The 20,624-nt window shown below is 65.7% G+C and carries 16 protein-coding genes; 8 read left to right on the plus strand and 8 right to left on the minus strand.

Annotation, left to right across the window (positions count from 1 at the left end):
- Positions 1 to 76 precede the first annotated feature (76 nt).
- Together PKKP23_RS10945 and PKKP23_RS10950 are read left to right on the plus strand one after the other, a co-directional pair.
- Positions 77 to 1,375 carry a c-type cytochrome gene (locus tag PKKP23_RS10945; protein WP_126876875.1) on the plus strand — a complete coding sequence of 433 codons (1,299 nt, stop codon included), beginning with the start codon at positions 77 to 79 and terminating at the stop codon, positions 1,373 to 1,375.
- Positions 1,376 to 1,668: 293 nt separating this feature from the next.
- Positions 1,669 to 3,372 carry a methyl-accepting chemotaxis protein gene (locus PKKP23_RS10950; protein WP_338120145.1) on the plus strand — a complete coding sequence of 568 codons (1,704 nt, stop codon included), beginning with the start codon at positions 1,669 to 1,671 and terminating at the stop codon, positions 3,370 to 3,372.
- 316 nt (positions 3,373 to 3,688) lie between these two features.
- On the opposite strand, the gene pqqE is transcribed toward PKKP23_RS10950, so the two are convergent.
- The 6 genes from pqqE to PKKP23_RS10980 all read right to left on the minus strand — a co-directional run bounded on the left by pqqE (position 3,689) and on the right by PKKP23_RS10980 (position 9,462).
- Entirely contained in the window at positions 3,689 to 4,885 is a 1,197-nt protein-coding gene (gene pqqE / locus PKKP23_RS10955) for a pyrroloquinoline quinone biosynthesis protein PqqE (protein ID WP_240658893.1), read from the minus strand.
- A 4-nt stretch (positions 4,886 to 4,889) separates the two neighbouring features.
- The gene (gene pqqD, locus PKKP23_RS10960; RefSeq protein ID WP_126876876.1) at positions 4,890 to 5,171 is read right to left on the minus strand and encodes a pyrroloquinoline quinone biosynthesis peptide chaperone PqqD; all 282 of its coding nucleotides are present in this window, start codon (positions 5,169 to 5,171) and stop codon (positions 4,890 to 4,892) included.
- Positions 5,168 to 5,917, minus strand: coding sequence for a pyrroloquinoline-quinone synthase PqqC (gene pqqC / locus PKKP23_RS10965; RefSeq protein ID WP_420873215.1), 750 nt, complete (start codon positions 5,915 to 5,917; stop codon positions 5,168 to 5,170). The genes pqqD and pqqC overlap by 4 nt, the downstream gene beginning before the upstream one ends.
- Before the next feature lie 2 nt (positions 5,918 to 5,919).
- A complete protein-coding gene (pqqB, locus tag PKKP23_RS10970; protein ID WP_126876877.1) occupies positions 5,920 to 6,843 on the minus strand; it encodes a pyrroloquinoline quinone biosynthesis protein PqqB in 924 nt (307 codons plus the stop codon).
- A 74-nt stretch (positions 6,844 to 6,917) separates the two neighbouring features.
- Positions 6,918 to 6,992, minus strand: a complete 75-nt coding sequence (gene pqqA / locus PKKP23_RS10975; protein ID WP_006410019.1) for a pyrroloquinoline quinone precursor peptide PqqA — start codon at positions 6,990 to 6,992, stop codon at positions 6,918 to 6,920.
- A 391-nt stretch (positions 6,993 to 7,383) separates the two neighbouring features.
- Complete coding sequence (locus tag PKKP23_RS10980; RefSeq protein ID WP_126876878.1) at positions 7,384 to 9,462, minus strand: sigma-54-dependent Fis family transcriptional regulator; 2,079 nt, start codon at positions 9,460 to 9,462, stop codon at positions 7,384 to 7,386.
- Positions 9,463 to 10,014: 552 nt separating this feature from the next.
- On the opposite strand from PKKP23_RS10980, the gene PKKP23_RS10985 reads away from it, so the two are divergent.
- The 4 genes from PKKP23_RS10985 (at position 10,015) to PKKP23_RS11000 (ending at position 17,130) form a co-directional block, all read left to right on the plus strand.
- On the plus strand, positions 10,015 to 12,594 hold the full coding sequence (locus tag PKKP23_RS10985; protein WP_240658897.1) for a mechanosensitive ion channel family protein: 2,580 nt from the start codon (positions 10,015 to 10,017) through the stop codon (positions 12,592 to 12,594).
- Positions 12,595 to 12,861: 267 nt separating this feature from the next.
- Positions 12,862 to 14,433 carry an outer membrane protein assembly factor BamB family protein gene (locus tag PKKP23_RS10990; RefSeq protein WP_161978095.1) on the plus strand — a complete coding sequence of 524 codons (1,572 nt, stop codon included), beginning with the start codon at positions 12,862 to 12,864 and terminating at the stop codon, positions 14,431 to 14,433.
- A gap of 152 nt (positions 14,434 to 14,585) precedes the next feature.
- Positions 14,586 to 15,632, plus strand: coding sequence for a glycoside hydrolase family 191 protein (locus PKKP23_RS10995; protein WP_240658899.1), 1,047 nt, complete (start codon positions 14,586 to 14,588; stop codon positions 15,630 to 15,632).
- Between the two features lie 103 nt (positions 15,633 to 15,735).
- Positions 15,736 to 17,130 carry a chloride channel protein gene (locus PKKP23_RS11000; protein WP_240658901.1) on the plus strand — a complete coding sequence of 465 codons (1,395 nt, stop codon included), beginning with the start codon at positions 15,736 to 15,738 and terminating at the stop codon, positions 17,128 to 17,130.
- Between the two features lie 37 nt (positions 17,131 to 17,167).
- Here PKKP23_RS11000 and PKKP23_RS11005 read toward each other — a convergent pair whose 3' ends face one another.
- The gene (locus PKKP23_RS11005; RefSeq protein WP_126876881.1) at positions 17,168 to 17,566 is read right to left on the minus strand and encodes a hypothetical protein; all 399 of its coding nucleotides are present in this window, start codon (positions 17,564 to 17,566) and stop codon (positions 17,168 to 17,170) included.
- Positions 17,567 to 17,824: 258 nt separating this feature from the next.
- The gene (locus tag PKKP23_RS11010; RefSeq protein ID WP_275094566.1) at positions 17,825 to 18,724 is read right to left on the minus strand and encodes an aspartate/glutamate racemase family protein; all 900 of its coding nucleotides are present in this window, start codon (positions 18,722 to 18,724) and stop codon (positions 17,825 to 17,827) included.
- Positions 18,725 to 18,754: 30 nt separating this feature from the next.
- Between PKKP23_RS11010 and PKKP23_RS11015 the strand changes: the two genes are divergently transcribed.
- On the plus strand, positions 18,755 to 19,633 hold the full coding sequence (locus PKKP23_RS11015; RefSeq protein ID WP_126876882.1) for a MurR/RpiR family transcriptional regulator: 879 nt from the start codon (positions 18,755 to 18,757) through the stop codon (positions 19,631 to 19,633).
- Positions 19,626 to 20,621, plus strand: a complete 996-nt coding sequence (locus PKKP23_RS11020; RefSeq protein ID WP_126876883.1) for an isoaspartyl peptidase/L-asparaginase family protein — start codon at positions 19,626 to 19,628, stop codon at positions 20,619 to 20,621. The genes PKKP23_RS11015 and PKKP23_RS11020 overlap by 8 nt, the downstream gene beginning before the upstream one ends.
- Positions 20,622 to 20,624: the final 3 nt, after the last annotated feature.

Below are 20,624 nucleotides of genomic sequence, written 5' to 3' on the forward strand. Positions count from 1 at the left end.
ACCCGGCGCAGCGCGACGCGGCGGCTTTCGTCCGCCGTGCGCGCGGCTGCGCCGGTGCTTACCGGAAAGTACTCTCATGAATACCCGACTTCATTGCCTGGCTTCGCTGGCTTTCACGAGTGCGCTGCTCGCAGGCACCGCACTTTCGTCTGCCGATGCCTTCGCCGGCGTGCGCGTCTGCACGTTTCCCGGCAGCCCCTCGGCGCCGCTCGATCGCGCCGTCGCACGCGAAGCCTTCAAGGCCGCACACATCGAGGCCACCGTGCTCGAAGGCGCATTCGGCGCAAGCGACGACGACGGCGTCTCGCTCAAGGAACTCAACGCGGCGCTTGCGCGGCACTGCGACGTGATTGCGGGCTTCCCGCGCTCCACGGCGGCGGACGCTTCCGACAGCAAGCTCAAGTTCTCGCGCGGCTATCTGCGCTCGGGCTACGTGAGCGTGACCACCGACGCCGCGGCTGCGTCCGCGAACACCGCAAACGTGATTGCCGCCACCTATGCGAGCCCGGGGCAACTCATCGCGGTCCAGCAGAAGGGCGCGCGGCTCGTGCTCGAAAACACCTCGGAGTCCACCGTCGATGCGGTCGTGGCGGGTCACGCCGGACGCGCCATCGTCTGGTATCCGGCGCTCGTGGCGTATCGGCTTGCGCATCCGCAGCAGCGGCTCGCGGTGGCGGGCACGTCGTCGCCGTACGCGGACTGGCATCTCGTGTTCGCGTTCGGCGCGAAGAGCGCCGCGTTGCAGCCGCGCGTGGATGCGGCGCTGGCGGCGATGTCCGCGGATGGGCGGCTTGCGGCCATGACGCAGCAATGGGCGCTGCCGAAGACGGCTGTGGCGGCAACCTCTGTTGGCGAGTTGGCCACGTCCCATACGCAGGCCGATGCGTTCGCCTACCGCGACGGTCCGGCACCGACGCATGGGCCGAACGCCTACGGCGCCGCGTTGCTGTCTGCGGGGCTGTCGTCTTCCGCGCAGGGTGGCGGTTTCATCAAGGTGGATGCGAGCACGGCCAGTGCGCCTTCGTTCGTCAGCGCGCAGGTCGCGCACGGCAAGAAGCTTTATGCAGGGGCGTGCGCGAAGTGCCACGGCGCGAATCTTGAAGGCCTCAACGCGCCTGCGTTGAAGGGCCCCGCGTTTGCGCCCGCGTCGGGCTCGCATCTCACCATTGGCGGCGTGTTCACCTACATGTTCACCAACATGCCCGCCGACAACCCCGGCAAGCTGAAGCCCCAGGACTACGCGGACCTCATGGCGTACCTGCTGAACTCGAACGGCTACGCAGCCGGCGCGACGAAGCTCACGGCGGACGCCGCGAAGGCGTCGGCGACGCCGCTCAACGCGGGGTCGGCTGTCACGGTGGGGGCGTCGCAGTAAGACGTACCAACGCAGTGCGCTTCGAAGGTGCCGCCGGCGAATCATGCCGGCGGCGCTTTTAGCGTTTGCGCGAGGTGTCATGCCCGTATGGGGAGCTTGCGTTGTATCTAAAAAATAGGGGCGCTTCTATTCGTTGATCTAGGTCGAGAACATGCGATTCAGGAGGGTAGCGCTTCGCCGCGTGCCTTCAGTAGCCGCAAGGCGAGTCGATAAGCAGAGAGTCAGCGTGTCGTCTCCTATGTATCCGCACGGTTGCACACTCAAGGTCGGGGAACGTGACGGGGCAGCCCGATATGTCGGGAACACGCCTGACGCCGAGTCGTAGATGGTCGGCTTTTCTCTGCTACAGCGAGAGGCATTCAGCCCGTCTGCTTTTACAACGAACCACCACGCCATCAGTCAGGATCACTGAAGGTAACGAGTGGTCAATCTTTCCGGTATGGGTTATGAAAAGCTTCGTTCGAACCGGTCTCGTCGCCCGGCTCTATGCCATCTCGGCTGCGTTGATCGTCTTCCTGGCGGCCGTTGCAGTCGTCTTCTGGGTCCAGTTGGCCCACGTTCAGGAACTCGCCAAAAACGCCGGTGAGATCCGCGTGCATCAACTCGAGTACATCGCCAGCACGGAGCTGAGTGTCACGCAGGTCATGCTCGACCTGCGCCAGGCCATGCTCGTGACTTCGAAGGAGGGCGTCGACAGCGCCCGCCAGGACATCGTCGCGATGCGGCAGCAAATCAGCCGCAATGACGATGCCTTTCTCGCCAATATCTCCAACCCCGCAGCAAAGCAGTCGTTTCGCGATGTCTGGCTTCGAATGCAGGCCGATACCTGGCCGCAGCAGGAAGCGAATCTGCAACTCGTGGCAGACGGACATCGCGACGAGGCGTTCGCGATGTTGACCGCGCAGACCATTCCCACCTTTTCTCACATGCAGAAATGGCTGGCCGAAGAACGGGCAAGGCAGCAGGAACAACTGGGACGCGAGGTGGCCGACATTGGCGTGTCTGCACGTTCCATACGCTTTGTCATGGTGGCGCTCGTGGGCGTGATTGCCGTTTGCCTCGTCGTCTTTTCGTCGTATATCGCGGGACGTCTCAGGAACCGCATTGCAGCGTCGCGGCAGGTTGCCGAAAGAGTGCGCGACGGCGATTTCACGGTACCCGTCGTCGATTCGTCGAACGATGAATTCTCGCCGCTCCTCGGGGCGCTGGACGCCATGCAGCGTTCGCTGACGAACGTGGTCAGCAGCGTGCGCCGCGACGCTCAAAGCGTTGCGGTGGCGAGCGCCGAAATATCGAGCGGTAACGTCGATCTGTCGTCGCGCACCGAGGAACAGGCGGCCTCACTTGAAGAGACGGCGGCAAGCATCGTCCAGTTGTCGGAAACGGTACAAACGAACGCCGATCACGCCATGCGAGCCAACGATCTCGCCACCGATGCGACAGCCGTGGTCGAAAGCGGCGGTCAGACCGTCAAGGTGATGGTCGACACGATCGCAAAAATCAGCAGCAGCTCGGGCGAGATTGCGCAGATCACCGACGTGATCGAAGGCATTGCGTTCCAGACCAATATTCTTGCGTTGAACGCGGCGGTGGAAGCCGCGAGAGCGGGTGAACAGGGCCGTGGTTTCGCCGTTGTTGCAAGCGAAGTCAGAGCGCTCGCGCAACGGTCGGCAACGGCGGCGAGAGAGATCAAGACCCTGATCGATGGGTCGGTCGGATTGATTGGGGAAGGCAGCAATCATGCATCGAGCGTGGGCTCGACGATGACCCAGATCCATAAGGCGATCACACAGGTGTCGACTATCGTCGGCGATATCGCGGCTGCTTCACGGCAACAGAGTCTGAGCTTCGAACAGATCAGCAAGGCAGTCCAGCAGATGGATGAGGTCACGCAGCAAAATGCGGCGCTCGTCGAGGAGGCGGCCGCTGCTGCGCAATCGCTCGAGGACCAGTCCGCCCGATTGCGTGACGCGGTGTCAGTGTTTCGCGTGGCGTAGCGCGATCGAACCGCCGCGGAGCAACAGTCGGTTGAGCAGGCGGCGGGTCGCGTTCGGCGTTCATCCTGCAGCGCTGCTTCACGTTGTCTCCGGCCCAACCGCAAGGTAGGTCCGTTGGCGGCCGCGCGGCAAGCTCCGTGTGTTTAGGGGGGAAGCCGCGCGGTCGCATTTTTTTGCGTGCTGCCTGCGCAAGACGCGCGACAACGAAAATGCCGCACGTTTGCCCCGGCAAAACGTGCGGCATTCCGTGCGGCATTTTTCTATCGGCCTGTGTTGAGTGCTTCGGTCCGGCCAGAACTGAACCGTACTCAGGGCCTCACCCCGCCTTAAATGAATTCTCGCTGCTGCGAAACACGAGCGGCTGCACCGCCGTGTCATGCGCCTGCGCGTGCTGCCGCGCGATCTTCACCGCCTGCTCCACCACGCCGTGATGCGCGGATTTCGAGCAGACCGGATCGGCGTCAGCGGCGTCGCCTGCGAGCTGATACGCCTGGCAGCGGCAACCGCCGTGATCCGTGTGGCGCTCGTCGCAGTCGCGGCACGGTTCCTTCATCCAGTGCTCGCCGCGATACGCGTTGAATGCGGTGCTTTCGTACCAGATGTCTTTGATCGACGTATCGCGCACGTTCGGAAACGTGAGTCCCGGCAGCGACCGCGCGGCGTGACACGGCAGCGCCGTGCCGTCGGGCGATACGGCGAGAAACACCGAGCCCCAGCCGTTCATGCATGCCTTGGGGCGCACCTCGAAGTAGTCGGGCACCACGAACAGGATTCGGCAGCGCTCGCCCACGCGCGCACGGTAAGCGTTGACCACGTCTTCCGCTTCGCGCAGCTGTTCGGCGGTGGGCATGAGTTGCGTGCGGTTCAGGAGCGCCCAGCCGTAGTACTGCGTGTTCGCGAGTTCGAGATACTCGGCGCCCATGTCGAGCGCCATCTCGATGATCTGCGCCACGTGCGGCAGGTTGTAGCGATGCAGCACGCAGTTGAGCACCATCGGGTAGCCGTGCGACTTGATGAGCCGCGCCACGCGCTGCTTGAGTTCGAACGTGCGCGTGCTGGTGAGGAAGTCGTTGAGTTCGCGCGTGGAGTCCTGAAACGAGAGCTGGATGTGATCGAGGCCCGCGTCCTTGAGCTTGCCGATGCGCGCTTCGGTCAGGCCGATGCCCGACGTGATGAGGTTCGTGTAGAAGCCGAGTCCGCGCGCGTAGCCCACCAGTTCTTCGAGGTCGTCGCGCAGCAGCGGCTCGCCGCCCGAGAAGCCGATCTGCGCGGCACCCAGCGCGCGTGCCTCGCGGATGACGTTGCGCCAGCTCTGCGTGTCGAGCTCGGCCTCGTGGCGCGCGAAGTCCACGGGGTTGTAGCAGAACGCGCAATGCAGCGGACAGCGCCACGTCAGTTCGGCGAGCAGCCAGAGCGGCGGCGCAGCGGCTTCGCGCGGCGCGGGCGCCGCCCCGCCATGAGCGTGATCGAACGTCACAGGTGCGGGTGCTGAGGCTTGCATCTCGTCGTTCATGCGTTCAATCCACCCAGCCGCGTTGCCGTGCGTGCCAGAGGAAGCGATGCACGTCCGGCGCGAGGTCGGAGGCACTGAAGAGCTCTTCGAGTTCGCCGATGATGTCGTCGAGTTCGCGCGTGCCGTCGCAGCGCGCAAGAATGGCGCCGGCGCTCGGATTGAGCTTCACCATGCCTTCGGGGTAGAGCAGCACGTAGCCGTTCTGCGCGGGCTCCCATTGCAGCCGGAACATGCGGCGCAGACACGGCCGCGGGTTCACGCCGAGATCGGAATCGACGGTGTTCATACGGGGTACGCCTTTTCGATGGCATCGAGCATCGACCACAGAATGTCGAGCTTGAACTGGAGAATTTCCATGGCGCGCTGCTGGGCTTTCGGCGTCGTGAAATACGCGAGCGTGACGGCGAGGCCATGTTGCACGTCGCGCTGCGCGAGCGGAATGCGGCTGCGGAAATACTGCAGGCCGTCCTGTTCGATCCACGGGTAGAGCGTGGGCCAGCCCGCGAGCCGGTCGCGGTGAATCTGCGGCGCGAACATTTCCGTGAGCGACGAGCACACGGCTTCCTGCCACGGCGCGCGACGCGCGAAATTCACGTAGGCGTCCACGGCGAAACGCACGCCGGGCAGCACATGCTCGAGCGACCAGAGTTCGTCGCGATTGATACCCACGGCGTCGCCCAGCCGCGCCCACGCTTCGATGCCGCCTGCGTGCTCGCCGTAGCCGTCGTGGTCGTGCAGCCGCTCGATCCAGAGCCGGCGCGTTTCGCGGTCCGGACAGTTCGAGAGAATGGCTGCGTCCTTGAGCGGAATGTTGATCTGGTAGTAGAAGCGGTTCGCCACCCAGCCGCGGATCTGCTCGGGCGAGCACCCGCCGCTGTTCATCTTCACGTTGAACGGGTGATAGATGTGATAGCGCGCACCGAGCGCGCGCAACTGCGCCTCGAATTCCTCTGCGGGCCACGGCGCATCGTATGGCGTGGCGGTGGACGTCGACGCGGAGGCTGGCGAAAAAGCGGGCAAGGCTGCGTTCATGATCAAACCTCGAATTGCATGCCGTCGCGCGCCACTTCGATGCCGCGCGCACGGATCGCCGCGTACTCGGCCGAATGCGGGTCGAGTATGGGGTTGGTGTTGTTGATGTGGATGAGCACCTTGCGCGTGGCGCGCGGCAGTCCGTCGAGCAGTTGCACCATGCCCGGTTCGCCCTTGTAGCCGCACTGCGCGAGATGGCCCATGTCGATGGCGAGCTTGTCGGCGAGACCCAGGTCGATCATTTCGGTCTGCGACCAGAACGTGCCGTCCACGAGTACGAGCTGCGCCGAGTTCATGGCTGCCAGCACCGCAGGCGATGCGCCTGCGAGACCCGGCGCGTAGAACACCCGCGCACCGTTGGCCACGTTCTCGATCACGAGCGCAATGTTGTCGCCGGGCACGCCGGACTCGCGTCGCGGCGAGTAGGGCGGCGCCTTGCTTTGCACGGCGATGGCCGTGAAGCGCAGCCCGCCCGCGTGGGCAATCTCGAACGGTTCGTCGAGCACGATGTCGTGACGGTCCACGCCGCAGTAGTGCGCGAGGAGCGGCACGAGCGGCAGGCCTGTGGAAAGGTCGTCGAAGACGGGCGGCGTCGCGTAGAGCGGCAGCGGCGTCGTGCGTTCGCGCAGCATCAGAAGGCCCGTGACGTGATCGATCTGTGCGTCGATCAGCATCACGGCCACGATGCCGGTGTCCCGCACCGACCGTGCAGGCTGCAACTCGGGATGCGAGCGCAACTGCGCGAGCAGGTCGGGCGAGGCGTTGATCAGAACCCAGTCCGTACCGTTGCCGCTCACGGCGATCGAGGACTGCGTGCGCGGCTGGATGTCGCCGGTATAGCTGCGGGCGTGAGTGCAATTGGCGCAGTTACAGTTCCACTGCGGCAGGCCGCCGCCCGCGCCCGAACCCAGAATCCTGATCTTCATGATGTTGCGTGGCGGGCGCCGTCAACGCATGCGTGGCCCTTCGGCCCGCATGCGCGCGGCGCGTCGCGTTCCGTTTAGCGGTTGGCGATGTACATCGTGATTTCGAAGCCGAAACGCAGGTCGGTATAGGCGGGGGTGGTCCATTGCATGGCTGTCTCCTTGAGTTGGATGGGATGTAGACCGCAGCAATGCTGGCGGTCGGGGCTTTCATTGCAAGGTCCATGCCGGTGGTGAGTGCGCGTTGCCGCTGCAAAAGCGAGCGGCGAACGCGGGCCGCGATGCGCGTATCGAACGCGGCATCGGGGCAGGCGGGCGGGAATCTGGCTGAATTGGGACTGAACTCGGGGCTTTTGTCTGGCCTTTCGTGTTGCCTTCGCAGTGGAGCGCATCGAGGCGGGGCGTGGGCACGCTATCGGCTCGTCATCGAGCCGCGGTGCGCCGCGCGTGCTGTTCCGTTGTGCCACACCGGGTGTTCCAGAACGGAACAGCGCGGAAGAACCGCACGGTGAAACAGCACACAAGCGAGCGCCGCCACACGCATTATGAATTCACGGCGTTGTCGTCTTCGCCTGCGCCTTCACCCTGGCCCTCGTTCGAAAGCGACGGCAGCTTGCGATAGATCGTGTTGCGCGAGACGCCGAGCGCGCGCGCCGCGGCCGACACGTTGCCGCCGTGCTGTGCGACCGCTGCTGCGATGGCCTGCGCTTCCACATCCTGCAGACGCGCGCCGCGCAGCGGCATGACCTGCGCGATGCCTTGGGGTTGTCCCTGGGATGATGCGACGCACGGGCGCGGGTTGCGCAGGTCGTCGAAGAAATCGTCGGGCAAATGCTCGCGGCGAATCTCGCCGTCTTCGTCCACCATCGCGGCGGCCGTGCGCAGCAGGTTCGCGAGCTGGCGGAAGTTGCCGGGCCACGTGCATTGCGTGAAGAGCGTCATGACGTCGTCGGCCACGGTGAGCGGGGCGTCGGTCGCCGCGCGCCCCGCCTGTTGCGACTCGTGGTGCAGCATCTTGAGCACCACGGCTTCCAGATCGGTGCGCTCGCGCAGCGGCGGCAGCTTCACGACGAGGCCGTTCAGGCGGTAGTAAAGGTCTTCGCGGAAGCGGTTTTGCGCAATCATCTCGCGCAGGTCGCGGTGCGTGGCGCAGACCACGACGATGTCCACGGGAATCGAGCGCGCCGAGCCGAGCGGGTTGACCTGGCGCTCCTGGAGCACGCGCAGCAGCCTCACCTGGAGCGGATACGGCATGTCGCCGATTTCGTCGAGAAACAGCGTGCCGCCGTTGGCCTGCAGCAGCTTGCCGACAGCGCCTTTGCGCCGCGCGCCGGTGAACGCGCCTTCCTCGTAGCCGAACAGTTCCGATTCGATCAGCGTTTCGGGAATCGACGCGCAGTTCACCGCGACGAACGGCCCCGCATGGCGCGGCGAGTCGTTGTGAATGGCGCGCGCGAGCAGTTCCTTGCCGGTGCCGGTTTCGCCGTTGATCAGAATCGGCACGTCTTTGCCGATCACCTTGCGCACCTTGCCGATGACCGCCGACACCTGTGGATCGCCGGTGTCGAGGTAGGCGAGGCGCGAGAGCATGGTGGAGCGGGCATGGGCGGTCGCGGCGCCGGTGCCCGTGGCTGGGGCGTTTGCCGCTGCGGGGGCCGGTTGTGCCGTGCCGTCGTGCTCTGCCGCATCGGCCTGCAAGGCGCGCGCTGTGGAGGCGGGCAGCGCCGGCCGGCGGAAGTCCACCTTCGCGCAGACCGTGGCGCCGGTGTGCAGATTCAGCGCAATGTACTGGCCAGGGCTTGCGCGCAGCCGTTCGAGCAGTTGCGCGCTCCCCACGCCAAAGAGCGACGAGAGCGTGTGTGCGCGCAGTGCCGAAAGCGGCAGCCCGAGCTGGAATTGCGCGCTGCGGTTCGCGGCGAGAAAGCGGCCGTCCGAAGTGAATGCGGCAATGCCCTCCATCAGCGTGCCGAGAAACTCGGGGCGCGCATGAAACGCGATCTGCAGCGTTTCGCGGAAGGTGTTCATGAACAGATGGTTCTCGATCATCTGCACCGACATCCGCGCGAGCGCCATGGTGTGCTGGTGATAGCTGCGGTGGTCGCCCGTTACGTCGAGCACGCCGATCAGGTCGCCATAAGGGTCGACGATGGGCACGCTCGAACACGTGAGAAAGCGGTTGGCCGCGAGATAGTGCTGGTCGCCGTGCACGACCGTGGGCGAGCGTTCCGCGATGGCGGTGCCGATCGCGTTGGTGCCCTGGCGGTCTTCGGCCCAGTTCGCGCCGGGACGCAGCGCCACTTTCTCGGCGCGGCGCAGGAAGTCGTCGTCGCCGACGGAATGCAGGATCAAGCCTTGGGAGTCCGTCAGCACGATCATGCTTTGCGTGTTGACGATCTGCTCGTGCAGCGTTTCCATGACCGGCGTGGCGTGCGCGCACAGAATGCGGTTCTGCTCGAGCTTGAGGCGCAGTTCGGAGGCCGGAAGCACGTCGTAGTCCGGGCGCGTGGAGGCGCTGAGACCGTACATTTCCGAACGTTCGTGAGACTTCTGGATTTCCGGGGCGAGCCAGCTGGACTCGCGCGTCGCCGACGGGCCGGCGACGTGACGGACATCGTCACGCATTGTCTCCTCCTTGTTTTGCGCCGGTCGTTTTGCCGGCGCCTTGGGTGTTGCCGATAATGCAAATTCTGCGCCAGAGGATGGCGGCCCGCCGCCGCGGTACCTTGCCGCCGCGAGGCGGCTTACAACACGCTGTCAGGGAAAGCGGCGGGGGAAAGCAGCTAACGCTCGGATGGCAGCCGACGTTGCGCTTCGTTCGAGGTTCACGCTGTACTGTGCGGCGTGTCTGTTTGCTGGCGTTGACCTGCATCAAGCCGCGCAGGGGCGCCTGAGGGTTTGAAAATGGCTAGGGATGGTGCCGGCGCGGCCGCTCTTGAGTGGCATAGGGTGACGTGTGAGGGAACCTGAGAGGCCCGCGCGCGGACTTATCGATACCGGTTTCGATCCGAAGGCCCGGTCCACGCGCTTTTCCCGCATCACCTTGCATCGCCCGTCGCTGCCGCCGCGAGGCACGAGCCGTGCTACCGCGATCGCCCCTGACTGTTTTCATCGAGGTTGCCCGTTACGTCACTCATGCGAAAAAAATCGTCTACGTCTGTCGCTTTCGTTCCGTTCATGTTGCTGGTGTCGCTGTTCCTCGCCGCGGGTACGGCGCGCAACGCCTGTGCGGCCGCGGTGCCTGCGAGCGCTGCGTCGGCCAGTGCCGCGTCGGCTGCCGCAGCCAGTGCGCCGCGATTGACGCCCGATCAGGCGCGCGCCGCGCTCGACGTGCTCGAAAGCCCGGCACGGCGCGCCCAGGTCGAGAACACGTTGCGTGCCATCGCGGCAGCCGGTGCGCTTGCCGCGCCCGCCAGCGCGCCCGCCGCCGCGAGCGCGGCGACAGCGGCAAGTGGCACGGTGGCCTCCGCGGCATTGCAGTCGAATGGGCTCGCCGCGCAGCTTGCGCGGCAAGGCGCGCACTGGGCGGTGCACGTGGCGACGGCGCTGCGGCGGTCCGCGGCGGCATTGCTCGATGTGTCGTCATTGCGCGCATGGTGGGCCGACGCGCTGACGAATCCCGCGAAGCAGGCCGCGGCGCGCGATGTGGCGCTCGCGCTGCTTGCCACCTTGTTGCCGGCGTTCATCGTCGAGTGGGGTGCGCGCCGCGCACTGCGGCACGTGATTCGCACCGTTGCGGCACGCCGGCGCGATCAGGCGGATCAGGCCGAGCAGCGCGAGCGCGCAGCGGCGGCTGCGGCACGTAAAGCGGAGGACGCGAGGAGCGACGTGAGCCGCCCGGACTCCGTCGAGCCCACGCCACGCACAACGACCGGCGCCGCCAAGGAAGCGCGCGGCAAGCTGCACGCCGCGCAGCACTGGTCGCTGCTGCGGCATCTGCCGCGCGCTGCGCTACGCGCGCTGTTGCGGGCGTTGCCGCTCGTCGCGTTCGTCGCGGTGGCGAGCGGCGCCATGTCGCTCTTCACCACAGACGGTTCGCCCGCGGACAGCGTGATCGGCTCGCTCATCGATATCTACGTGATCTGCCGTGTGGTCGTAATCGTCGGCGAATTCTTCGCGCAGCCGGACGCGCCGGGTCTGCGGCTGCTGTTTTTCTCGGACCACTGGGCGGTGTGGCTGCAGCGCTGGATCGTGCGCATCGTCGTGATTGCGGGCGCCGGCGCGGCCGTAGCGGAGACTGCCGCGGCGCTCGGGCTCAACGAAGGCGCGCACGCGGCGTTGATGAAGGCGATCGCGCTCATCGCGCACGTCATGATCGCCGTGATGATTCTGCAAAGCCGCAAGCCCGTGGCCGCCTGGCTGCGCGAGCACAGCGCTCACCGCCAGTCGCTTTCGATCGCGGGCAATCTGCTTGCCGACGCGTGGGCCGGCATCGCGGTGTTCGTCGTGATGGCGCTGTGGTTCGTCTGGGCGCTCGACGTGCGCGACGGCTACAGCCTGCTGCTTCATACGGGCGGAATGTCGGTCGCCATCCTGATCGGTGCACGCGTGGCGTCCATCGTGTTGCACGGCGCGCTCGCGCGTCTGTTCCAGCAGAAGGAAGGGGCGCCCTCGTCGCTCGTGCAGCAGCGCGCGTATCGCTATTACCCGCTGTTGCGCGGCATCGTCTCGGCGTTCGTGACCCTCGTCACCGTGTTCCTGCTGTTGCTCGTGTGGGGCGTGGACCTGCGCATGCTGTTCGCGGACGGCACCGTGGGGCACCGGCTCGCGTCGGCGCTGGCGACCATCGCCGTTGCGGCGGTCGTCGCGCTGGTTGCGTGGGAAGCCATCAACGTCGCCATCGAACGGCGACTCGACAACTGGACTACGAGCGGCGACTTCGTGCGTGCCGCGCGCTTGAGGACGCTCGTGCCGATGGTGCGCACGCTGCTTTTCATCGTGATCGCGCTCGTCGTGGTGCTGACGGGCCTCTCGGAACTCGGCGTGAACACGGGGCCGCTGCTGGCGGGCGCGAGCATTTTCGGCGTGGCGCTCGGCTTCGGTTCGCAAAAGCTCGTGCAGGACTTCATCACAGGCATCTTCCTGCTCATGGAGAACGCCATGCAGGTGGGCGACTGGGTGACGCTCGCGGGCGTATCGGGCACGGTGGAGTATCTGTCGATTCGCACGGTGCGGCTGCGCGCCGGCGACGGCTCGTTGCACACGGTGCCGTTCAGTTCGGTCACGACCATCAACAACACGAATCGCGGCATCGGCAACGCAGCGGTGAAGGTGAACATCGCTTACGGCGAAGACGTGGACCGCGCCGTCGAGACGCTAACTGAGATTGGCGCCGCCTTGCGCGAAGACGAGAGGTTCAAGGCCGGCATTCTCTCGGACTTCGCGTTCTGGGGTGTGGACGCGGTGGATGGCGCGGCGGTCACGCTTGCGGGCCAGGTGCAATGTACCGACAAGGCGCGCTGGGGCGTGCAGCGCGAGTTCAACCGGCGCATCGCGGACGAGTTCCGGGCGCGCGGCATCCGCATCGCGAACCCGCAGCGCACGGTGTGGGTGAGCGGCGAACCGGCGAAGCAGGGTGGAGCCGCCGAGGTGAGCCAGCCGGGTCACGAGTCGCGCGACGCAGAAGCGGCGCAGGCGGACGTAGCGGCGCAAAAGCCGTTGGGCGCTGAACAACCGGTGGGCGATCCTGCGCCCACGGGCAACGCTCGACCGGGTGACGGGCAGGGCAGCGGCAAGGCGGGCCACGAGCCGTCTTGAAGTGCGTCCGTCCGGAGGTGCGTTCCTGAATGCGTCTTCAGGCGGCGCCATCGCATGCATCTGCGCCGGTTGTTGCCGCGCACGGCAACGGTCGCGACCGTCCTTCTGCATGAAGCTGACATCACGCTGCCCCGGCATCGACGGTAGAATCAGCGCTCCCCTACGAGGCCCTCGAACGAGGGCCTTTCCACGCTCACGATGCGACGCCCGGCGTACCGCACGTTCCATTCGCCGACGCGTTGCCGACGGGTACGAACGGAGGTGCACGTGCGCGCGGCTCTCATTCCATCGATTCGTATTGCGTTTTTTTCGGCGCTTCTTCCGGCACTTCTGCCGACGTTTTTTTCCGCGCTGCTGTTCGCATCGCTCACCGCCTCGGCAGCGGGCGACGCGCATGGCGAAGGGGCCGATTCCGTCACCATGCATCACCGCACGCCGGACCGCAGCGGACAGTACGTGGTGCCCGGTCTCACCTGGCAGCGCGCCGCGCATCTGCAACGCGATACCGGCTTCGACGGCAAGATCGAAGGCGCGGTCAACGCGCAGCCGCTTTACTGGCATTCGGCAGACACGGGCGCAGCAGCGCAGTCGAACGGGCTGCTGATCGTCGCCACCGAAACGAACGCGGTCTACGCGCTCGATGCCACCACGGGCCGCACCGTCTGGCGCACGGCGCTCGGTCCCGCGGTGCCGCGCAGCGCGATGCCATGCGGCAATATCGATCCCCTCGGCGTGACGGGCACGCCGGTGATCGATGCGGCGAGCGGCACGCTTTATCTCGACGCGATGGTGCTGCGCGAAGGGCAGCCGCGTCATTTCGTGTTCGGACTCTCGCTGCGCGACGGCGCTGTGCAAAAGGGCTGGCCGCTCGACATGGAAGCGGCGCTCAAGACGCGCGGCGTGGCTTTCACCTCGCGCGCGCAGAACCAGCGCAGCGCGCTAGCGTTGATGGACGGACAACTCTTCGTGCCCTATGGCGGCAACTGGGGCGACTGCGGCGACTATCGCGGCATGGTGGTGAGCGTGCGGCTCGACCATCCGGGCGTAGCGAACGTGTGGGCCACGCGCGCGGCGAAAGGCGGCATCTGGGCGCCGGGCGGCATTGCGGCGGCGGACGGCCAACTGTTCGTCTCGACGGGCAACACCGAAGGCACGCGCACGTGGGGCGACGGCGAAGCCGTGATTCGCCTCAGGCCCGATCTACGCCATTCGGCCGATTCCCGCGACTTCTTCGCTCCGGCAGACTGGAAGCAACTGGACGACGCGGATCTCGACTTGAGCGGCGTGAACCCTGTCCCGATCGACTTGCACGGACGCAAGTTGATCGTCGCGCTGGGCAAGGACGGCAAGGCGTATCTGCTCGATCGCGAGAACCTGGGCGGTATAGGCGGCGCGCTGGACGTAGCGCGCGTGTCGTCCAGTTCGATGCGCACGGCGCCGGCTTCGTGGGCCACGGCCGATGGTGTCTTCATTGCGTTTCAGGGAGCGGGTTCGGCGTGTCCTTCGGGCGAAGCCGGCGCGGGGCTCACGGTGCTGCGAGTTGCTTCGGCATCGCGCGGCGGTATCGGCACAGCCTGGTGTGCGGCGCTGGACGGCGCCGGTAGCCCGATCACGACCACGAGCGACGGCAACGCGGACCGTATCGTCTGGGTCGTCGGCGCCGAGGGCGACGAGCGCGTGCACGGCTTTCGTGCGGACAATGGCGAGCCGGTGTTCACGGGCGGCAGTGCGCAGGAGCGCGTGCCGGGTGTGCGTCACTTCGCTACCATGCTGGCGGCGAACCAACGGCTTTATGTGGCCGGCGATGGGCGCGTGTACGCGTTCAAGGCTGGGCAGTGAGGCCCGGCCGGCTAAAGAAGGAACGGTACAGGTCGTTAATACACAGGTTTTGCGCGGCGCTTGCGGCAACCCGTTTGCGTTCCGTTTGCTTCTGGTTTGCGGGCCGAGGTCGGCTCGCCGCCGCGCCAGCCTTTTCTTCCGGAGTGTCCGCTTTGTCAGTATCCCTGCGCTTGTTGAACCGCCGCGTCGCTCTCTACTGCACGCTTGCTCTGTCGCTGTTTGCCGGCGCCTGTGGCGGGGGAGGTGGTGGTGGCGGCACCAGCACGTCGGCCACGAGCGCCCCCGCCAGCACCAGCACGGCGAGCACGCTTTCAGGCTCGACAAACGTCTCGATTGCTGCGGCTCGCAATCTGCCGGCGAAGCCAGTCTGGGAGGTCTACTACGGGCAGGCATCGCAGGTCGACCTCGCGCGGCTTGCATCGAGCTTCAACGTGATCGTGATCGACGCCGATCCCAGCGGCACGGCACCCAACTTCACTGCCGACCAGATCGCGACGCTGAAATCGCACGGCGCAAAGGTGCTGAGCTACCTGAATGTGGGCGCTTGCGAGACATGGCGCTCGTACTGGCAAACCGTGCCCGCGGGTTTCGTGTCGTGCGGCGCGAACCAGGCAGCGCAGCTCGGCAGGTATAGCGGTTTTTCCGAGTACTGGATGAACGTGGGCAACGCGGACTACCAGAACCTCATCGTGAACTACGTCGCGCCACGGCTTGCGGCGACGGGTGTCGACGGCTTCATGCTCGACAATTTCGAGATCGTCGGCCACGCGGCGAACGCCGCGCAGGGACCGTGCGACAGCGCGTGCAAGCAAGGCGGCCTCGACCTCGTCGAGCAACTGCGCAACGCGTTCCCGAATGCGCCCATCCTGCTCAATGCGGCGCCGACCTCGGCGATCAGCGGGGCGAGCGGCGGTGTGTCGTTCCCGATGCTCGTCGACGGCGTCTTTTTCGAACAGGTCTTCCTGCCTTCCACCGACAGTTCCTTGCTCCAGGCGCTGCAAACCTGGAAGAGCACGGAAGTCGCGCTGCCGCGCAGCGCTTTTTTCACCGGCACGCTCGATTACGTGAACAGCTGTTCGGATACCACGAGTGCGCAAAACGGCTGGACTGCGAGCGTGAATGCGGGACTGAGCCCGTCGGTGTCGATCCAGGCGCTCAATCAGGTGTGCTGGTGGTCGTTCCTGCCGACGCCGACCTAAGTCGGCCACCATGATCTGAGCGAATTAATTCGGAAAAATAAGTCATACAGCGCATGTTGCTGCGCAACTAAGATACGGGTTTTCCCTCATCTGGCGACGCATCATGGCTTCCGAATCTTTCTCGATTGCCCGCCTGGGCGCCGGGCCTGGCCGCCTGCCGGCGTTCGCGGCATTAGCAACGGTCAGTGTGCTGACGGGCGTCGGCGCCGGCCTGGGCGGCATGTTGCTGGCGCTGCTGCTCCACGCTATCCAGCACCTCGCGTATGGCTACAGCCTGGATCGCCTTGTCGGCCATGAGAGTTTTCTGAGCGGCGTGACTGCCGCTTCGCCCGGACGGCGGTTCGTGGCGCTTCTGGCGTGTGGACTCGTTGCCGGAATCGGATGGTGGGCGCTCTACCGCTTCGGCCGTCCGCTCGTGAGCATCAAGCGGGCCGTCAAGGAGGACGGGCCGCGCATGCCGGGCGCGAGCACCGTTGTTCATGCGTTGCTGCAGATCGTTACCGTGGCGCTCGGCTCACCGCTGGGCCGCGAGGTGGCGCCGCGCGAGATCGGCGCAGTGTGGGGCAGCTGGCTTGCGCGGCGCGCGGGGCTGAGCGCCGGCGAGACCCGCATCATGATTGCCTGCGGCGCAGGTGCAGGTCTCGCCGCGGTTTACAACGTGCCGCTCGGCGGCGCGCTGTTCGTGCTCGAAGTGCTGCTGGGCACGTTCGAATGGAGGGCGCTGGTGCCCGCTGTCGTGACCTCGACGATTGCGGCTGCCACCGCCTGGCTCGGACTCGGCAACGAACATCAGTACACGCTGATCGGGCCGCTCGCGCTGACTACGCCGCTTGTCGTATGGTCGGCGATCTGCGGTCCGCTCTTTGGCTTTGCCGCGTGGGGATTCACCCGGCTCGCCGAACAGGCCCGCGCCCGCGCACCGAAAGACGCGCGATTACCGCTCTTTGCGCTCGTCAATTTCGCGTTGATCGGTGCGCTCGTCGTCTATTTCCCGCAGTTGGCCGGCAACGGCAAAGGTGCCGCGACGCTTTCGTTCGACAGCGCGCTCAGTATCGGACTGGCCGCGATCCTCCTCGTGCTGAAGGTCGCGATCGAGATGGGCAGCCTGCGCGCAGGCGCCGAAGGTGGACTGCTTACGCCAGGCCTGACGAACGGCGCGTTGCTCGCCGTCGTGCTCGGTGGCGCGTGGAACATGATGTGGCCGGGGACGTCGGCGGGCGCCTTTGCCATTGTGGGCGCAGCGGCGTTCCTCGCTGCATCGATGCAGATGCCTATGACCGCGCTGGTGCTGATGGTCGAGTTCACGCAGGTCGGCCACGACATGTTGATCCCGATGCTGCTCGGCATTGCGGGGTCTGTCGCAACGTTCAGGCTCGTCACGCAGGCGATTGTCCGTGCTGCTGTGAAGGGCGAGCCGCGGGGCATACAGCCCAGTGCACTGCCGAATGCGCAGCGGCCGGCGGCGTTGGCTTCGGTGGCCGTTCGCGAGCGAGCCTGATGTCGCGGCTTATTTCCAGCGCCCGGTAGGGCTTTCGCTACGCATCCTGAGCGGCGTGCATTCTCGGGGATTTCCCTGGGACGGTCAGCTGTATCTGCGTGGACGTTGCCCACCGATGTGGTGCCCGGCTTGGTGGCGAACCCTTGCCGCGCTCGTCCAATTCCTTGTTTTGAATGGGGATCCGGCCTCGGTCCGGTTGCATGGCGAAGCCGCTGCCGTGGTGCGTTCCGGCCAGATCAGGTGAGAGCCACCGCTGTACCTTTTTCGAAATCAGTTCGGTCTGCACCTTTGCGAGCAGCGACCGCCCTTCCGTGAGAGTCAGACCCAGTTCGGCAACACTACGGTCAGGGCGCTCAATGACGGCCAGTACTCCGTCGCCCTCCTCGAGTGGGTCACTTTCGCCGTCGACCAACCTTGCTTCGATGATCAACCGCATGGCTTGCTCCCACCGTTGCGAGACCGATTAGCCTACTTCAAACGAAACCGGAGCCGCCACCGAAAACTCAAACGGCCCTGATAAGCAGCCTCCCCAACTTTTGCTCGCTCTCGATCGATTCTGTCCTCCAACTGATGCGTCGTGAGCGCGGACGAAAAGTCTGCGAAGGCGATCGTTCAACAGTCCACAAAAAACGCTGAATGACGTTGAACTTCGCGGCCTTCCCACTGCACCACTCGGTACATGATGCGATCACGATCAACCCAATCCATACGCCCGGCGCGCCAGTGCCAACGCCAGCACTTCCGCCGGGTCCACTAGCCTCCATTCCCGCGCTTCGTCGATGAACGGCATCGCGAGCGGAATCTCCGTGCATGCCATCACCATCGGCAGATCGCCGTGCTGTTCGTGCAACACACGGCCCACTGCCGCGAATCGCTCGCGCGCGAGCTCGAGCCTGCCGGCCTTGACCCCGTCATAGATCCCTTCCATCAACGCGCCGCGCTCCCGAGCCGTGGGCAGGACGCAGCGAATCCCGCACGCATCGAACGCCTGCTGATAGAGCGCCATCCGATAGGTGCCCTCCGTTGCCAGCAGGATCGCCGACGTGACGCCGGAGGCGCGCAGATGCATGGCAGTTTCCTTCGCGATATGCAGCAGCTCGACATCGGGCTGTTCTCGCTGCAACGCCGCCTGCCACGCATGGGCGGTATTGCACGCGACTGCCACCGTGCGAGCGCCGAGGCGGGCGAGCCGCTCGATGGCCAATGACATGCCTTGCAGCGGTTGCGGCGCATTCGGGTCGAGCAACGCCCGGCTACGGTCCACCACCGGAATCTGCGCGAGCCAGTGCTCGGGGAACGCCTGATCGACGATCGGCGTGCCGTGCTCACGCAAACAGCGCTCGCATGCAGAGAGGAACAAACGCACGAAATCGACGCCTGCGGCGGGTCCCATGCCGCCGAGGATGCCGACGGGATGGCGGGCCCGCAGCGTCGCCCGCAGCTCAGCGGATGAAAGGCCGGGCACGATGCGCGCGCCGGACGGCAAGAGCGGGTCAGTGTTCATCGAGATGCCGAATCGGTGAGAATGAGTTAGGGTTATCCCTAATGAAAATGTATTTTCGTCGAAGCTATTGTGGCGAAAAATTATTTTCATGTCCAAGTTCTCAACCGTATCCGGGGTGCAATGAGCAAGTCAGAGGCGTCCGTCGTCGACCGTATCGCGCAGGTGTTGCCGTCGCTGAGCGACGCGCATCGGCGCCTTGCCGACTACGTGCTCGCGAAGCCGTTCAAGGTCGCGGTCATGACGATCGACGAATTCGCAAGTGCCTGCGAAGTGTCCAACGCGACGGCCAATCGCTTCGTGCGCAAGCTGGGTTTGCCGGGCTATCCGCAATTCCGGGCGTTGCTCGCACAAGGCTTCGAGCAAGCCCTCGCGCCCGTCGAGCGCCTGCGTCTCGAACGCACGCGCGCGGCATCGGCGGCGGACATCTTTTCCGCGTCTTTGTACGAGGACCAGCGCAATTTCGAGCTGACACGCATGTCGCTCAGCGCCGACGGGTGCGAGAAGGCCGTGCAAGCCGTGCTTGGCGCGCGTCGAATTTTTATCGTCGGCTTCGGGTCGAGCGGGTTCCTCGCGGGTTTCCTCCAACGCAATCTCACCGTGCACTGCGATGTCGTCAAAAGCCTCGCGACGCTAGGCGGCGTGTCGGAAGCGGCTCGCCAGATCTCGCGCATCCGCCAGGGCGATCTGCTGATCTCGATCTGTTTCCCGCGCTATCTCGCCGACACCGTCACGCTGACGAAGTCGGCCCGCGAGGCCGGCGCGGGTGTGCTCGCCATCACCGACAAGCCGACCTCGCCGATCGCCAGACACGCCGACGTCTGCCTCTATGCATCGAGCGAACGGCAGTACCTGTCGAACTCGGAAACAGCGGCGCTCGGCATGATCGAGGCGCTTTCGGCGGCGGTGGCGCATCGCTCCGAGAACTCGCTCGACGATGTGGCGCAACTGACCGAGGCGGTGATGCCGTGGCTAAGCAACCAGGATCAAAACCATGACTGACGCTGTACTGGCGATTCACGGCGGTGCGGGCGCGATGGCGCGTGCGGACGCCTCCGCCGAAATGCGCGAGGCGTACGAAAACGCGCTCGCGCGCATCTTGCAGGATGCGGGACGCGTGCTGGAGCAGGGCGGCAGCGCGCTCGACGCGGTGACCGAGGCCGTCCGGTTGCTGGAGGAATGCCCGCTTTTCAATGCGGGGCATGGTGCGGTATTCACGAGCGCCGGCACGCATGAACTCGACGCGTCGATCATGGACGGCCGCACGCTGCAGGCCGGCGCGGTCGCCAATCTGCGCACGGTGCGTAATCCGGTGCTCGCGGCGCGTGCGGTGATGGAGCGAAGCCAGCACGTGATGTTCGTCGCCGAAGGCGCGGAAGCCTTTGCGCGAGAGCAGGGGCTCGAATGCGTGGACCCGTCGTTCTTCTCGACGCCGTTACGCCGCGAACAACTCGAACGCGTGCAGCAGGCCGATGCGCGGCAAACGACGCTCGATCACGATGCCGTCTCCACCGGCGCGGTGCCGCTATCGTTTTCCCACGCAACGCAGGGGGCTGCGCCGCTGGATGAAGACCGCAAGCTCGGCACGGTCGGCGCCGTGGCGCGCGACCGTCACGGCAACCTGGCCGCTGCTACGTCCACAGGCGGCATGACCAACAAGCAGCCGGGCCGCGTCGGCGACGCGCCGATCATCGGCGCGGGCTGCTATGCGGAGAACGGCACCTGCGCAATCTCGACCACCGGCAGCGGCGAGATGTTCATCCGCATGGTGGTGGCCCACGACATCGCGGCCCGCATGCGATACGCGGGCGCGTCGCTGGACGAAGCCGCGCATCACGTGGTTCACGAACAATTGCCGCGCATCGACGGACGCGGTGGTCTGGTGGCGGTCGACGCACACGGCAACGTGAGCATGCCGTTCAACACGGAAGGGATGTACCGAGGCTTCATTCGCGCAGGACAGCCCCCGGTCGTCGCCATTTACAGGTAGCTC

The organism is Paraburkholderia kururiensis JCM 10599 = LMG 19447, from assembly GCF_003986935.1.
GTDB lineage: Bacteria > Pseudomonadota > Gammaproteobacteria > Burkholderiales > Burkholderiaceae > Paraburkholderia > Paraburkholderia kururiensis.